This is a genomic window from Mesorhizobium sp. M1312 (genome assembly GCF_040318115.1).
In the GTDB taxonomy this organism is placed as follows: Bacteria; Pseudomonadota; Alphaproteobacteria; order Rhizobiales; family Rhizobiaceae; genus Mesorhizobium.
The window spans coordinates 129,309-142,402 of sequence record NZ_JAMYLQ010000004.1 but is presented as its reverse complement, the minus strand read 5'-3'; the positions used below and the strand labels follow the sequence as shown (position 1 = coordinate 142,402).

16 protein-coding genes and 1 pseudogene are annotated in these 13,094 nt (G+C 61.2%); 13 read left to right on the top strand and 4 right to left on the bottom strand.

What is annotated here, in order from left to right; all coding sequences use genetic code 11:
- Positions 1-144: 144 nt before the first annotated feature.
- Positions 145-891 (bottom strand): 3-oxoacyl-ACP reductase family protein, encoded by a 747-nt coding sequence (locus NKH36_RS07655; protein WP_352960984.1) that lies wholly within the window; start codon positions 889-891, stop codon positions 145-147.
- A 98-nt stretch (positions 892-989) separates the two neighbouring features.
- On the opposite strand from NKH36_RS07655, the gene NKH36_RS07650 reads away from it, so the two are divergent.
- Positions 990-1,604: a TetR/AcrR family transcriptional regulator gene (locus NKH36_RS07650; RefSeq protein ID WP_352960983.1), complete on the top strand. Its 615-nt coding sequence runs from the start codon at positions 990-992 to the stop codon at positions 1,602-1,604.
- A gap of 61 nt (positions 1,605-1,665) precedes the next feature.
- Here NKH36_RS07650 and NKH36_RS07645 read toward each other — a convergent pair whose 3' ends face one another.
- On the bottom strand, positions 1,666-2,577 hold the full coding sequence (locus NKH36_RS07645; RefSeq protein ID WP_352960981.1) for an alpha/beta hydrolase: 912 nt from the start codon (positions 2,575-2,577) through the stop codon (positions 1,666-1,668).
- A gap of 47 nt (positions 2,578-2,624) precedes the next feature.
- Between NKH36_RS07645 and NKH36_RS07640 the strand changes: the two genes are divergently transcribed.
- Positions 2,625-3,077, top strand: a complete 453-nt coding sequence (locus NKH36_RS07640) for a MarR family winged helix-turn-helix transcriptional regulator (protein WP_352960979.1) — start codon at positions 2,625-2,627, stop codon at positions 3,075-3,077.
- An 84-nt stretch (positions 3,078-3,161) separates the two neighbouring features.
- Here NKH36_RS07640 and NKH36_RS07635 read toward each other — a convergent pair whose 3' ends face one another.
- A complete protein-coding gene (locus NKH36_RS07635; RefSeq protein ID WP_352960977.1) occupies positions 3,162-3,773 on the bottom strand; it encodes a pyridoxamine 5'-phosphate oxidase family protein in 612 nt (203 codons plus the stop codon).
- Positions 3,774-3,847: 74 nt separating this feature from the next.
- Positions 3,848-4,201, bottom strand: coding sequence for a gamma-butyrobetaine hydroxylase family protein (locus NKH36_RS07630; RefSeq protein WP_095492986.1), 354 nt, complete (start codon positions 4,199-4,201; stop codon positions 3,848-3,850).
- Positions 4,202-4,400: 199 nt separating this feature from the next.
- Here NKH36_RS07630 and moaA point away from each other — a divergent pair, with 199 nt between their 5' ends.
- The 11 genes and pseudogenes from moaA to NKH36_RS07575 all read left to right on the top strand — a co-directional run bounded on the left by moaA (position 4,401) and on the right by NKH36_RS07575 (position 13,090).
- Positions 4,401-5,396 carry a GTP 3',8-cyclase MoaA gene (moaA, locus tag NKH36_RS07625; protein WP_352958171.1) on the top strand — a complete coding sequence of 332 codons (996 nt, stop codon included), beginning with the start codon at positions 4,401-4,403 and terminating at the stop codon, positions 5,394-5,396.
- A gap of 141 nt (positions 5,397-5,537) precedes the next feature.
- Positions 5,538-6,457, top strand: a pseudogene (locus NKH36_RS07620) (DMT family transporter).
- A gap of 40 nt (positions 6,458-6,497) precedes the next feature.
- Positions 6,498-7,130, top strand: a complete 633-nt coding sequence (mobA, locus tag NKH36_RS07615; protein WP_352960975.1) for a molybdenum cofactor guanylyltransferase MobA — start codon at positions 6,498-6,500, stop codon at positions 7,128-7,130.
- Positions 7,127-7,636: a molybdopterin-guanine dinucleotide biosynthesis protein B gene (mobB, locus tag NKH36_RS07610; RefSeq protein ID WP_352958174.1), complete on the top strand. Its 510-nt coding sequence runs from the start codon at positions 7,127-7,129 to the stop codon at positions 7,634-7,636. The genes mobA and mobB overlap by 4 nt, the downstream gene beginning before the upstream one ends.
- A gap of 215 nt (positions 7,637-7,851) precedes the next feature.
- Positions 7,852-8,634 (top strand): ABC transporter substrate-binding protein, encoded by a 783-nt coding sequence (locus NKH36_RS07605; RefSeq protein ID WP_352958176.1) that lies wholly within the window; start codon positions 7,852-7,854, stop codon positions 8,632-8,634.
- A gap of 112 nt (positions 8,635-8,746) precedes the next feature.
- Positions 8,747-9,460, top strand: coding sequence for an ABC transporter permease (locus NKH36_RS07600; protein WP_352958178.1), 714 nt, complete (start codon positions 8,747-8,749; stop codon positions 9,458-9,460).
- Entirely contained in the window at positions 9,457-10,290 is an 834-nt protein-coding gene (locus NKH36_RS07595) for an ABC transporter permease (RefSeq protein ID WP_352958179.1), read from the top strand. Before NKH36_RS07600 ends, NKH36_RS07595 begins: the two co-directional genes overlap by 4 nt.
- Positions 10,291-10,352: 62 nt before the next feature.
- Complete coding sequence (locus NKH36_RS07590) at positions 10,353-11,222, top strand: NAD(P)-dependent oxidoreductase (protein WP_352958181.1); 870 nt, start codon at positions 10,353-10,355, stop codon at positions 11,220-11,222.
- Positions 11,223-11,230: 8 nt separating this feature from the next.
- Positions 11,231-11,932 (top strand): DNA alkylation repair protein, encoded by a 702-nt coding sequence (locus NKH36_RS07585; RefSeq protein ID WP_352958183.1) that lies wholly within the window; start codon positions 11,231-11,233, stop codon positions 11,930-11,932.
- Positions 11,895-12,473: a GNAT family N-acetyltransferase gene (locus NKH36_RS07580; protein ID WP_352958184.1), complete on the top strand. Its 579-nt coding sequence runs from the start codon at positions 11,895-11,897 to the stop codon at positions 12,471-12,473. The genes NKH36_RS07585 and NKH36_RS07580 overlap by 38 nt, the downstream gene beginning before the upstream one ends.
- A gap of 47 nt (positions 12,474-12,520) precedes the next feature.
- Positions 12,521-13,090: a DUF3299 domain-containing protein gene (locus NKH36_RS07575; RefSeq protein ID WP_502911993.1), complete on the top strand. Its 570-nt coding sequence runs from the start codon at positions 12,521-12,523 to the stop codon at positions 13,088-13,090.
- Positions 13,091-13,094: the final 4 nt, after the last annotated feature.

Here is a 13,094-nt window from a genome sequence, read left to right as displayed (position 1 = left end):
GGATGTAAGACGCGACCACATCGATTCATACCGATTTCGTTAAGCTTTCATAAATTTCGGAAGGTCTGTTGCAGAACAGTTTCACAACACCGTGACAACCGAAGCGAACTGGGTCCGCTCCGGTTCCAGGAAATAGTGCACGGGTCAGGCGTTGGCGCCGCCGTCGATAGTCAGTGCGGCGCCTGTCACAAAGCGCCCTTCGGGACCTGCCAGCCAGGCGACCATGCCGGCGATCTCTTCAGCCTTGCCGAAGCGGGGCGTTGCCATCTTCTGTCGCTGGTGCTCCGCGTGCGGGCCACTGGCCGGGTTCATATCGGTATCGGTCGAGCCAGGATGAACGACGTTGGCGGTGATGCCGCGCGAACCGAGGTCGCGCGCCAATGCCTTGGTCAAGCCGACCAATGCCGCCTTGCTGGCCGAGTAGGCGCTGAGGCTGGTGTCGGTGACACGCTCCGCCAGATTGCTGCCGATCGAGATGATCCTGCCACCCTCGCCCATATGCACGGCTGCCGCCTTCGAGGCCACGAACGGGGCTCTGACATTGACCTCCATAGTTTCATCAAAGTCGGCGAGCGGCAATTCATCGATCGGCGCGGCGCGCCAGATACCGGCGCTGTTGATGAGGATGTCGAGCCGCCCGAAAACTCTCACTGCCTCGCTGACCGCCTCTTGGATTGCGGCGGCGTCGCGATTGTCGGCCTTGAGGGCAATGGCGCGACCGCCGGCTGCCTGAATATCCTCGACGACAGCATGGGCCTGCTCCTGACCTGTCACATAGGTGAGTGCGACGCTGGCGCCGTCGGCCGCGAGCCTTCGCGCAATCGCTGCGCCGATGCCGCGGCTGCCGCCGGTGACGAGCGCAGCCTTGCCATTCAAGCCTTGAGATGACATTCGGTTCTCCTTTTTGTAATGATTGATACATAAATATCTGCCAGCCTTGCCCGGGTGCGTCAACAAATTTATGTATTAATCAACACAGAAAGGATGCCATGCCCGAACGAGGCCGCCCCCGCACCTTCGATCGAACCGCTGCCTTGCGGCGCGCAATGGAGGTGTTTTGGGCCAAGGGCTACGAGGGCGCATCGATGAGCGAGCTGACCGCGGCGATGGGCATCAACTCGCCCAGCCTCTACGCCGCCTTCGGCAGCAAGGAAGCGCTCTTCCTCGAAGCGGTCGAGCTCTACACGCACGTCGAAGGCACCGATATCTGGTCCGCACTTGAAAAGGCTCCGACGGCGTGCCAGGCGGTCGAGCGCTTCCTGCGCCAGACGGCCATGGCCTATTCGCAGACCGATCGTCCGCAAGGCTGCCTGATCGCACTCGGCGCGCTGCATCAGGACTCAAGCCGCGGCGCCATCTGCGATGACCTGCGCCGCCGTCGCGCCGAAAACCGCGCAGCCTTGCTGAGACGGCTGGAACGTGGCGTGGCGGAAGGCGAATTGCCGGAAAATTTCGACTGCCGCACGGCCGCGATCTTCTATGCGACGGTGCAGCACGGCATGTCGATCCAGGCGCGCGACGGCGCATCGCGCGCCGCCCTTCTGGCGACGGTGGCCGGGGCCATGGCCGCATGGAAGGTGATGGCCGGCACGGACGCGGCATGACAACGCCGACTGTTATGGCGGCCGGACTGCCGGTTAGGTCCGGACAAACAAGATATTCAGGTCAATGCAGCAGCGACGGTTCCCGGTGTTCGGCAACGAAACCGATCGCACGCTCGACCACGCCGCTATCGGCGAGAATGCGGCGATGGCCGAGCCCGTCGGCCCAGTAAAGCCGCACATGATCGCCGGCGCCGGCATAGAGCCTTGCATGGTCGGCGGACACTTCGCGGTCGTCCGGCGCATGGATGACCAGCGTTGGCACCGGCGTGCTGGCAAGCTGGCGGTCGCCGATGAATTCGTGCAGTGGTCGGCCAGCGATATGTTCGACCCGGTCGGCCATGGCGGCCTGCGAGCGTGGGCCGACGCTGAGCATGCGGCTGAAATCATCGAAGATCGCCGGCAGGGAACTCGGCGCCGCGATCAGCACCAGCCGCTCGGCCGCCAGCGGCGGAATGTTCTTGACCGAACCGACGACGGCATTGGCGGCGACGGCACCGCCGAAGGAATGGCCGACGACCGCCACGAACGGGCCGAACCATTCGCCGGTCAGCCGTGCGGCTTCGACAGCGCTGACCAATGTGAGCCGGCGGCCCTGCGATTGGCCGTGGCCCGGCAAGTCGAGCGAGACAACCTTGTAACCGGCGTCTCGATAGCCTTCGATCAGCGTGCGCATATATTCGGTGCGCGAACGCCAGCCATGGATGACGAGCACCGTGCCGGCGGCCCGCCTGCTCGGCTCTGGCCTGAATTCATGCACCATGACGCACCCGTTTTTGGTCTTCAGCCGATGATGGCGAGCCTCGGCCATGAAGCCGGCGGCGCGGTCGACGGCGCGTCGCTCGCCGTCGCTGAGAATTTTGGCGTTCGGCGTGCGGCAGAACAGTTCGAACGCCGCGCGCCCTGTAAGGCGGGGAGCGACGTGTTCGGCAGCGGCAAACACGCCCCGGATGACCTTCAATCCAAATGATGCCATAGTGGCGATCCATCCATTCGTTCAAGCATGAACATAATAGTTCAAACATGAACATTAAACAAGAGCTACCCTGGGACAACCTGCGTTTTCGCAACTGGGTCGCGGTGGCGCGCGCCTGCCATGTGCTGGAGCGGACTCTGGCGGTGAAGCTCGCGCCGCTGGACCTGAAGCCGGCGCAGCTCGACGTGCTGATGAACCTATACCGCCATCCCGGCATGTCGCAGCACGATCTCGCCCGCCGACTGCTGGTCGGCCGCTCCAACATCAGCATGCTTTTGCCGCAACTCGAGACACGCGGCCTGCTGCGCCGCGAAGGCGATCAGAAAGACAAGCGGGTGCTGCGACTGACCTTGACCGAAGCCGGCACGGAACTGCTGATGCAGGCGCTGAAGGTCCATATGGCGCTGATCGAGAAAGCGATGAGCCAGTCGACGCCGGAGCAATGCGACATGATCGGCGAGCAGATGCGCAAGATTGCCGACGTGCTCAAGGAAGCGTGACCGGAGCATCGGACCCAAAAGTGGAACCGGTTTTGGGAAAATTCGATGCTCAAACAAAAGGATGGAGTTCGTGCAGCGATCCGCTCACCACATCGACTTTTTCGCGCGGTCCGGCCATTCCTTGTCGTAAGCCTCGCCGTCGATGCCTTTCCGGCTGGTGATTTCCAGGATCTTTCCGGGTGTCGGCAGTGATTTCGGGTCGACATGCCTCGCCGGGTTCCACAGTTCCGACCGATGGACGGCGCGAGCGCACTGGAAATAGACCGAATGGACCTCAATGACCGTGACCGAGCGCGCCGGGCGGCCGTCGACGCTGAACGAGGCACAGAGCGCGGCATCCGTGATGATGTGGGCGCGGCCGTTGACGCGCAGCGTCGTGCCGGAGCCTGGGACTAGGAACAACAGGCCGACGCGCGGATCGCGAATGATGTTTTTTAGCGAATCGGCACGATTGTTGCCGCGCCGGTCCGGCATCATCAGGGTTTTCGGATCGTGGATGCGGACGAAGCCGGCGAGATCGCCGCGCGGCGAGCAATCCAGCCCTTCCGGCCCGCTGGTCGCGAGCGCGGCAAAAGGCGAGGCCTCGATGAAGGCGGCGTATTCGGGAATCACATGGTCGAGTTCCTTGACCAGCGAGGTCTCGCCGGGCAGGCCATAGAGTGCTTCGAGCTGTTCGACCGTGGTGATGACGGACATGTTTTCGTCTCCGTGGATCCGCCGCGCCGCTACTCGATATCGGTGACGTTTTGACGACGGGGCCTGGGCCGGCGCTACCGATCGCGGCTTAGCCCCTTTTCTTCCAGCTCGGCGAGATAGGCGGCCCAGCGTGCGTCCTTCTCATGACCCAGCGTATGCAGGTAATTCCAGGTGAAGATGCCGGTATCGTGGAAATCGTCGAAGGTGATGCGGACGGCATAGTTGCCGACTGGTTCGATCTTCAGGATCGCAACGTTGCGCTTGCCGGGAACGGTGACGCGCTGTTCGGGCGAATGGCCCTGCACTTCGGCCGATGGCGAGGCCACCCGCAGAAGCTCCGCCGGCAGTTCGAACGGCTGGTGATCAGGGAACGTCACGGTAAGCAGCCTGCGGTCCTTTGAGACCCTGAGTTCCTTCGGCGCCGTCATGGTGATAAGTTCCGTATCATCTGTCCTTTCCCTACGCCGCTTCGCGCAGCGGGAAAAGGCCGCTTCGAAAACTTCCGACACGATCTGTCGGCGGCGCGATGTTACCCAGGATCGAAACTTCTATCTTGAATGACAGGTTGGATCGTATCACATAGCCATATATAACGAAGCCATACGCAGCCACGGGAAACGCACCAGCATGGACATGACCGATCCTTTTGGTCGCACGATCAGCTATCTGCGCGTGTCGGTCACCGACCGCTGCGACTTCCGCTGCACCTATTGCATGGCCGAGGACATGGCGTTCCTTCCCAAGAAGGATCTGCTTTCGCTGGAAGAGCTCGACCGGCTATGCACGGCTTTCATCGAAAAGGGCGTCAGGAAACTGCGTCTTACCGGCGGCGAACCGCTGGTGCGCAAGAACATCATGCACCTGGTGCGTCAGATTTCGCGTCATCTCGAAAGCGGCGCCCTGGAAGAACTGACGCTGACCACCAACGGCTCGCAGCTTTCGCGCTTTGCCGTTGAACTCGCTGATTGCGGGGTCAAGCGGATCAACGTCTCACTGGACACTCTGGACCCGGAAAAATTCCGCCAGATTACCCGCTGGGGCAATCTCGACAAGGTCATGGATGGCATCGACGCTGCGCAGGCAGCGGGGCTGAAGGTAAAGCTCAATGCGGTGGCGCTGAAGGATTTCAATGACGCCGAGCTGCCGGAGATGCTGCGCTGGGCGCACGGCCGCGACATGGAGTTGACGGTCATCGAAACCATGCCGATGGGCGAGATTGACGCCGACCGTACCGACCAGTATCTGCCGCTGTCGCTGCTGCGCGCAGCACTCGAGCGGCAGTTCACGCTGACCGATATCGCCTACAAGACCGGTGGTCCGGCCCGCTACGTCCACGTCGCCGAGACCGGTGGCAGGCTCGGCTTCATCACGCCGATGACGCACAATTTCTGCGAAAGCTGCAACCGCGTCCGGCTGACCTGCACCGGCACGCTCTATATGTGCCTCGGCCAGGAAGATGCCGCCGACCTGCGCGCACCGTTGCGCGCCTCCGAAGGCAACGAACTGGTCGCCGACGCCATCGATGAAGCCATTGGCCGCAAGCCGAAGGGCCATGATTTCATCATAGACCGCCGCACCAACCGTCCATCGGTGTCGCGGCACATGAGCGTCACCGGCGGCTGATCTTCTCGGTCACCGAACTAGATCCTCCCGCCTGCGAGGAGGTTGTAACGAGCCGCCCAAAGGCCGTGGACCAGCCCTTTGACGTTGCTGTTTTGCAGCCGGCTGGTAGAGGCTTGATGCAGAACCACAGTGGTAACGCCCTTGCTTCTTTCCCCAAATCTTCGCGGCGCGCTGATCATGGTGGTGGCCATGATCGGTTTCACCCTTAACGACGCGATCACCAAAGTCTCGTCGGAATCCATGAACATGGCGCAGGTCATGCTGATCCGCGGCGCTTTCGCCACGCTTTTCGTGGGCCTGCTTGCCTGGCAGCGCGGTGCGCTTGCCCTGCCCGGCTCGATGCTGCAGCCGATGGTGGCGATACGCGTGATCGGCGAGCCGGTGCTACCGTGTCGTTCCTGGTTGCTTTGGCGCATCTGCCGATCGCCAACGTCTCGGCCGTGCTGCAGGCGCTGCCGCTGGCGGTGACGATGGGCGCAGCACTTGTCTTCAATGAAGGCGTCGGCTGGCGGCGCTGGCTGGCCATCGCCATCGGTTTTGCCGGCGTGCTGATCATCGTGCGGCCCGGCTTCGAGGGATTCAGTGTCTATTCGCTGCTGGCGCTGGCCTGCGTCGCCTGTTGTGCAGTGCGTGACCTTGCCACCAGGCGGATACCGCAAGCCATTCCGACATTGCTGGTGTCGACCACCACGGCACTCGCCATGACAATGCTAGGCGCGGCGCTGCTTTTGCCGATGGGTGGGTGGACACCGATGACGGGAGAAAGCACGGCGTTGCTGGCATTGGCGGCAGTGCTCGTGGTCATCGGTTACCAGTTCATCATCATGGCGATGCGGGAAGGCGACATCTCGTTCATCGCGCCGTTCCGCTACACAGCCCTGCTCTGGTCGATCCTGCTTGGCCTGTTGATCTTCGGCGACGTCCCCGACATGCCGATGATACTCGGCGCTACCGTCATCGTCGGCTCCGGCCTCTACGCACTTTATCGCGAAACGATCGTCGGTCGGCGAAAGACAGCCGCCGAAAGCGCTGGACCGGACATGGCGCCGGACGGCATATAGGCTTGCCGTTCGCGACGAGCGACCGCATGGACGATAGACGATGACTAAAGAGATTGCCGGCGTCATTCTGGCCGGTGGCCAGTCGCGGCGAATGGGCGGCGGCGACAAGGGCCTGCTTGCGCTGGGCGGCGGCAGCCTGCTGGACCATGTCGTTGCGCGCTTTGCTCCGCAGGTCGGTCCGCTGGTGCTCAGCGCCAATGGCGACCCGGCACGGTTTGCCGGGGTTGGGCTTCCGGTGGTTGCCGATACGGTGAAAGGTTTCGCCGGGCCGCTCGCCGGGATCCTGACCGGCCTCGAATGGGCTGCCGCGAACCCGACTTGCGAGGCACTTGTCACGGCTGCCGGCGATACACCGTTCCTGCCCAAAAATCTGGTTGAACGGCTGGCCGCGGCGATCGATGAACGTCCCGACGCGATCGCCGTCGCCTGTTCCGGCGGCAAACGGCATCCGACATTCGCGCTCTGGCCGCTGGGGCTCCACCAGGTTCTGCGGCGTTTTCTGGTCGATGAGGATAACAGGCGGGTTTCCGCTTTTATCGACCGGCATGACTTTGTCGATGTGGAATTCCCGATGCTGATCTCGGGGGGCCATCTGCACGACCCTTTCTTCAACATCAATACATCAGGCGACCTTGCCCGGGCCGAGGGTCTGTTGCAGAGCATGAAGCCATGATGAGACGCGTCTTCGGTATCACCGGTTGGAAGAATTCCGGCAAGACGACACTAACCGAAAAGCTGGTCGCCGAACTCGTTCGGCGTGGCTGGAAGGTGTCGACGGTGAAACACGCCCATCATGATTTCGACATCGACAAGCCGGGAGCGGACAGCTTTCGCCACCGACAGGCCGGAGCCACGGACGTTGCCATCGTGTCGGACAGGCGCTGGGCCTTGATGCACGAATTGCGCGACGAGGACGAGCCGACGCTGGACGCGATCCTGTCGCGGCTCGGCACCTCCGACATCGTGCTGGTCGAAGGCTACAAGCGCGAGGCGCACAGCAAGATCGAGACGCGGCGACTGGAGGCTAAGGACCGGGTACCGCTTTCGGCAACTGATCCGCATATCGTTGCCATCGCCGCCGACTTCGCCATAGCGGGCCAAAGCCTGCCTGTCTTCGATCTCGACGACACGAAATCGATAGCCGACTTCATCGAGCGCACGACAGGTTTGACGCGCTGAGCGTACTGCCGAACGAGCACTCGGGCCGTCCCTTTTTCCTCGTTGGCATGCCTGCCCCAACGTCAGCATTGTCTGGGAATGCGAAACCCGCAAGCAACGGTTTTACAGTTGCTTTTTCTTGGGAAAGAATGGGAGTATCGCGCTAGCGGGCGGTCAAAAGAACCGCCCACAGAGCCGTTTGGAACGACGGCAGGGAACATACAGAGAGGACCATCATGCGTACTGCACTGCGTATAGCGCTCGCCGCATCGGCTGCGCTGCTGACATTGGGCGTTGCCCAGGCTCAGGAGAAAACCTTGAGGATCGGCACGGAGGGAGCCTATCCGCCGTTCAACAACCTGACTGCCGATGGCCAGCTCGTGGGCTTCGACATCGATATCGCCAAGGCGCTTTGCGACGAGATGAAGGTGAAGTGCACTTTCGTCGCGCAGGATTGGGACGGCATCATCCCGGCGCTTCAGGCCGGCAAGTTCGACGCCATCGTCGCCTCGATGTCGATCACGCCGGAGCGTGCCGAGAAGGTCGACTTCACCAACAAATACTACAACACGCCGCCGGCGATCGCCGCGCCCAAGGACAGCGACATCAAGGGCGTGACCAAGGAGGACTTGGCCGGCAAGACGATCGGCGTGCAGGCATCCACCACCCATTTCAATTATTCAACCAAGGCTTATACCGACAGTACAATCAAGCCATACCCGACCGCGCAGGAATATCAGCTCGATCTCGCCAATGGCCGCGTTGATGCGGTCAACGACGATATCACTGTTCTCGAAGGCTGGCTTGCCACGCCGGACGGCGCCTGCTGTAAGCTGATCGGTGCGATCACGCCCGACATCGAGATCCATGGTCCGGGCGCCGGCATCGCCGTACGCAAAGGCGAGACCGAGTTGGTCAATGAGTTCAATAAGGCGATCGATGCCATCCGCGCCAACGGAAAGTACAAGGAAATCAACGACAAATACTTCAAGTACGACGTCTACGGCGGCGAGTCCTAATCCTTCCGGGTTGACAGCGAACGGCGGGACATCCCCGCCGTTCGCGCAAGGAGCGGCGCGGGAGGGGTGACGCCGCGCTCTCAAAAAAAGCCAGAGGAGAACAGGCAGGCGGATGCAAAGCGTTTGGACGCTGCTCAGTTGGGGACCCGAAGGCTGGCTCGACGACATCGCCTATGGTGTTTTCATCACCGTTTCGCTTGCAGCCGCGACCCTGCCTGTCGGCCTTGTGATCGGCTTTCTGGTTGCACTGGCCAAGCAATCCAACGAGCCGTCGATGCGGCTGGCCGGCAATATCTACACCACGATCTTTCGTGGATTGCCCGAGCTGCTGACCTTGTTCATGATCTTTTACGGCGCGCAAATCGGCATCCAGCAGTTGATGCGCTTATATGACCCGACCGCTGCGGTCGAAGTGAATGCATTTGTTTCCGGCATGATCGCGCTCGGCGTCGTCTTCTCGTCCTACGCCAGCGAGGTTTTCCTCTCCGCGTTCCGCGCCATCCCGAAGGGACAGTATGAGGGCGGCTATTCGGTTGGCCTGTCGGGCTGGCAGACGATGCGACTGGTGGTGCTGCCGCAGCTTGTCCGTATTGCCCTGCCGGGTCTTGCCAATCTGTGGCTTATCCTGCTCAAGGATACCGCCCTGGTATCCGCCATCGGTCTTGCCGACATATTGCGGCAAGCGGGTGTCGCCGCCCGCGTCACCAAGCACGCATTCCTGTTTTTTGGGGTCGCTGCTCTTATCTATCTGCTCCTCGCCATCATCTCGTCCTTCGGCATCAATGCCATTGAACGCAGGGTTGGCCGACAACAGGCGCAACGATGAGCGCGGCAGCAGCCGACGTGGCGACCAAGGTCGAAAAACCGCCAGCAATCCCGCGCGGCTGGTCCCGGCAACGTGTATTGGGATATGCGTTGGTCGGTCTCTGGATCGTGCTCGGCATCGGCATGATTGTATACTTGGTCGAGGCTTGGAATTCCGAATTCTTCCAAAAATACGCCCCGGGCTACATCTCTGGCCTTGGCGTGACTCTCGCGCTTGTCGCTGTGTCGATCGTGTTGGGAGCCGTCCTCTCAGTTCCTGTCGCCTACGCGCGGATGTCCAGGAACCGGATCCTGTCCAGCTTTGCCTACGCTTATGTCTACTTCTTCCGCGGCACTCCGCTTTTGACCCAAGTCTTTCTTATCTACTATGGCGTGGGTTCGTTTCGACCGGCACTTGAAGCTGTCGGCCTGTGGGGCTTTTTTCGTGAAGCCTGGTACTGCGCCATTTTCTCGTTCACCCTCAATACAGCAGCCTATCAGGCTGAGATCCTGCGCGGCGCAATCGAGAGCGTCCCCAGAGGTCAGTGGGAAGGCGCTGCCTCGCTTGGCCTGCACAAACTGCAAATACTGCGCAAGATCATCCTGCCACAGGCGCTGATCGTGGCGCTGCGTCCCTATGGCAACGAGATCATCCTGATGATCAAAGGCTCCGCTATCGTGGCCCTCATCACCGTCTATGATCTGATGGGCATTACGAAGCTCACCTATTCGCGCACTTTCGACTTCCAGTCCTATATCTGGGCGGCGATCATCTACCTGATCATTGTCGAGATACTCCGCCACGCGGTCGAGTGGATAGAACGGCGCATTACCATACATCTGCACCGCTGACTCCCATAGCTTTGCCTGATCCGCTAAGAAGGCCGGAACACAGGCTTGAAGGGATTCGAAACATGGCATCGGTGGCATTTCTCGGTCTTGGCGTCATGGGCTATCCAATGGCCGGACATCTCAGAAACAAGGGCGGCCACGACGTCACCGTCTATAACCGCACCAAGGCAAAGGCCGAGGAATGGGTTGCCCAGCATGGCGGCAGCGTTGCCAACACGCCGGCTGAAGCGGCTGACGGCAAGGACTTTGTCTTTTCCTGTGTTGGCAATGATGACGACCTGCGCGCGGTGACGATTGGAGCCGAGGGTGCGTTCCAGACGATGGAGAAGGGAGCCATCTTCATCGACAACACCACGGCCTCGGCTGAAGTCGCGCGCGAACTGGCTGAGAAGGCGCAAATGCGCGGGTTTTCATTCCTCGACGCACCGGTCTCCGGCGGTCAGGCCGGCGCCGAAAACGGCGTGCTGACCGTCATGGTCGGCGGCGAACAAAAGGCCTTCGAACAGGCGAAGCCTGTCATTGATGCCTATGCCCGCATGGTCGGGCTGATGGGCCCGGCCGGCTCGGGCCAGCTCACCAAGATGATCAACCAGATCTGCATCGCCGGTCTTGTCCAAGGGCTGGCCGAAGGCATCCATTTCGGCAAGAAGGCCGGGCTCGACATCGAAAAAGTCATCGAGGTGATCTCCAAGGGCGCGGCCGGCTCATGGCAGATGGAGAACCGTCACAAGACAATGAATGCCGGCAAATATGATTTCGGCTTCGCTGTCGACTGGATGCGCAAGGATCTCGGCATCTGCCTGGCGGAGGCCGACCGCAACGGCGCCAAGCTGCCGCTGACGGCACTTGTCGACCAATTCTACAAGGATGTGCAGGGGATGGGCGGCAAACGCTGGGATACATCCTCTTTGCTGGCGCGATTGGAAAAGTAGGTTTCGTCTTGGCCGAGCTGTCGCCTCAATCCAGCGCCGAGGAAATTGTCGACCATCTGCGCTCGGTCGGCTCGCAGGAGAATCGCCTTGGCATGCTGCGCTACGGCATCAAGATCGAACGTGCGCTCGGTATCTCGCATGGCGTGCAGCGGCAAATTGCCAAGAAAATCAAGCGCAACCATGAGCGTGCCTTCGAGCTATGGCAGACAGGCATCATGGAAGCGCAGTTCATCGCGTCGGTCACGGCCGATCCGAAGCGGTTCTCTGCCGCGGATGCAAGACGATGGGCGGCGACTTTCGACTCATGGGATATCGTCGACGGCGTCTCCGATCTCTTTGTCGATACGGATTCCTGGAGGGAACTGATTGCCGAATTCGCAGTCGACGAAAGGGAATTCGTTCGACGCACGGCTTTTGCTATGATGGCTTGGTCGGTGGTCCACCGGAAGAATGAACCAGAGGCGACCTTTCTCGACTTCCTGTCGATCATCGAAGCGCATGCCACCGACGGCCGCAATTTTGTGAAGAAGGCGGTGAACTGGGCGCTGCGTTCGATCGGCAAGCGATCGATGAATTTGCACGGCGCTGCCCTCGCCCTGGCACAAAAGCTGGCCGATTCGACGGACAAGACGGCGTGCTGGATCGGCAAGGATGCCGCAAGGGAGCTTTCCGATGCCAAAACGCTCGAGCGGCTCGCCAGGAAAGGCTGACTGGGACGAAATCCTCTTTACGGAGGTGACACGATCGACATACGCCGATTTCGAAAATCTGTTCGAGCAGGCGGGCGGCCCGAAGTATTGCTGGTGCATGGCTTGGCGCAACCTCGATAACCGCGAGCACGTGGGCGACGATGAGAGGAAACGGGCCATGATGGCGCTCATCGCGGCCGGCACACCGGTCGGCATTGTCGCTCATGCGGAAGGCAAGACAGTCGGTTGGTGCTCGATCGCGCCGCGCGAGACCTACCGCAGGCTGTCGCGGCACCAGGACGACAGCGAGACGGGCATCTGGTCGATCGTCTGCTTCTATGTGCTGAGGGTATTGCGCGGCCGCGGGCTGGCAACCGCATTGCTCGACGCGGCCATCGATCACGCCTTCGCCAAAGGCGCCAGGACGATCGAGGCCTATCCGGTCGACCAGGCATCGCCGAGTTACCGTTTCATGGGCTTTCGAGACATGTTCGTGGCCCGCGGATTCCACGAGATCGGCATGGCAGGCTCGCGCCGGCATGTGATGCGGCTGGAACGTTGACGCTGTCGACCACGGCAGCTTTACTCCTGTCAAATGGAGAGCACACGATGAGCAATCGTCTCAAATCGACGACGGCGCTGGCGGCCGTGCTGATTTCCGTAGTGGCGGGCAGCGCTTCCGCCGAAACCGCGCGCATATTCTGGAAGGACCTGCGCCCGGCGACGCAGCCCGCTGCCGAAAGTGTCGGATTGCCGATGATCGCGGCAAAAATGCCTGACCGTGGCGAGACGCTGTCTCTCAATTTGCGAGACAAGACCGTCCAACTGGCGGGGTACGCGCTGCCGCTCGATCGCGACGGCGATCTCGTCTATCAGTTCCTGCTGGTGCCGTGGACAGGTGCGTGCAGCCACATGCCGACGCCGCCGCCCAATCAGATCGTCCTCGTCACGCCGGCCCGCCCCTACAGGATGTCGGAAGCCTATCAGCCGGTGTCCGTGACCGGCGCCCTGGAGCTGGGCATGGAGAAAAGTCAGCTCTTCATCCTCGACGGTGTCAGCGTGATCCAGTCGGGTTATACCGTACGCAAGGCGGAGGTGGTGAACGTCGATGTGGTGCCGGACACCATCACGCTGCCGGCAAACTCGCCCTGGACTTTCCTCAACAAAAAGAAGAACTAAGCAA

Bases quoted from the DNA above. Each gene is read 5' to 3' on its own strand.
- NKH36_RS07655 (WP_352960984.1), bottom strand. From the start codon at position 891: ATGTCATCTCAAGGCTTGAATGGCAAGGCTGCGCTCGTCACCGGCGGC.
- NKH36_RS07650 (WP_352960983.1), top strand. From the start codon at position 990: ATGCCCGAACGAGGCCGCCCCCGCACCTTCGATCGAACCGCTGCCTTG.
- NKH36_RS07645 (WP_352960981.1), bottom strand. From the start codon at position 2,577: ATGGCATCATTTGGATTGAAGGTCATCCGGGGCGTGTTTGCCGCTGCC.
- NKH36_RS07640 (WP_352960979.1), top strand. From the start codon at position 2,625: ATGAACATTAAACAAGAGCTACCCTGGGACAACCTGCGTTTTCGCAAC.
- NKH36_RS07635 (WP_352960977.1), bottom strand. From the start codon at position 3,773: ATGTCCGTCATCACCACGGTCGAACAGCTCGAAGCACTCTATGGCCTG.
- NKH36_RS07630 (WP_095492986.1), bottom strand. From the start codon at position 4,201: ATGACGGCGCCGAAGGAACTCAGGGTCTCAAAGGACCGCAGGCTGCTT.
- moaA (WP_352958171.1), top strand. From the start codon at position 4,401: ATGGACATGACCGATCCTTTTGGTCGCACGATCAGCTATCTGCGCGTG.
- mobA (WP_352960975.1), top strand. From the start codon at position 6,498: ATGACTAAAGAGATTGCCGGCGTCATTCTGGCCGGTGGCCAGTCGCGG.
- mobB (WP_352958174.1), top strand. From the start codon at position 7,127: ATGATGAGACGCGTCTTCGGTATCACCGGTTGGAAGAATTCCGGCAAG.
- NKH36_RS07605 (WP_352958176.1), top strand. From the start codon at position 7,852: ATGCGTACTGCACTGCGTATAGCGCTCGCCGCATCGGCTGCGCTGCTG.
- NKH36_RS07600 (WP_352958178.1), top strand. From the start codon at position 8,747: ATGCAAAGCGTTTGGACGCTGCTCAGTTGGGGACCCGAAGGCTGGCTC.
- NKH36_RS07595 (WP_352958179.1), top strand. From the start codon at position 9,457: ATGAGCGCGGCAGCAGCCGACGTGGCGACCAAGGTCGAAAAACCGCCA.
- NKH36_RS07590 (WP_352958181.1), top strand. From the start codon at position 10,353: ATGGCATCGGTGGCATTTCTCGGTCTTGGCGTCATGGGCTATCCAATG.
- NKH36_RS07580 (WP_352958184.1), top strand. From the start codon at position 11,895: ATGCCAAAACGCTCGAGCGGCTCGCCAGGAAAGGCTGACTGGGACGAA.
- NKH36_RS07575 (WP_502911993.1), top strand. From the start codon at position 12,521: ATGAGCAATCGTCTCAAATCGACGACGGCGCTGGCGGCCGTGCTGATT.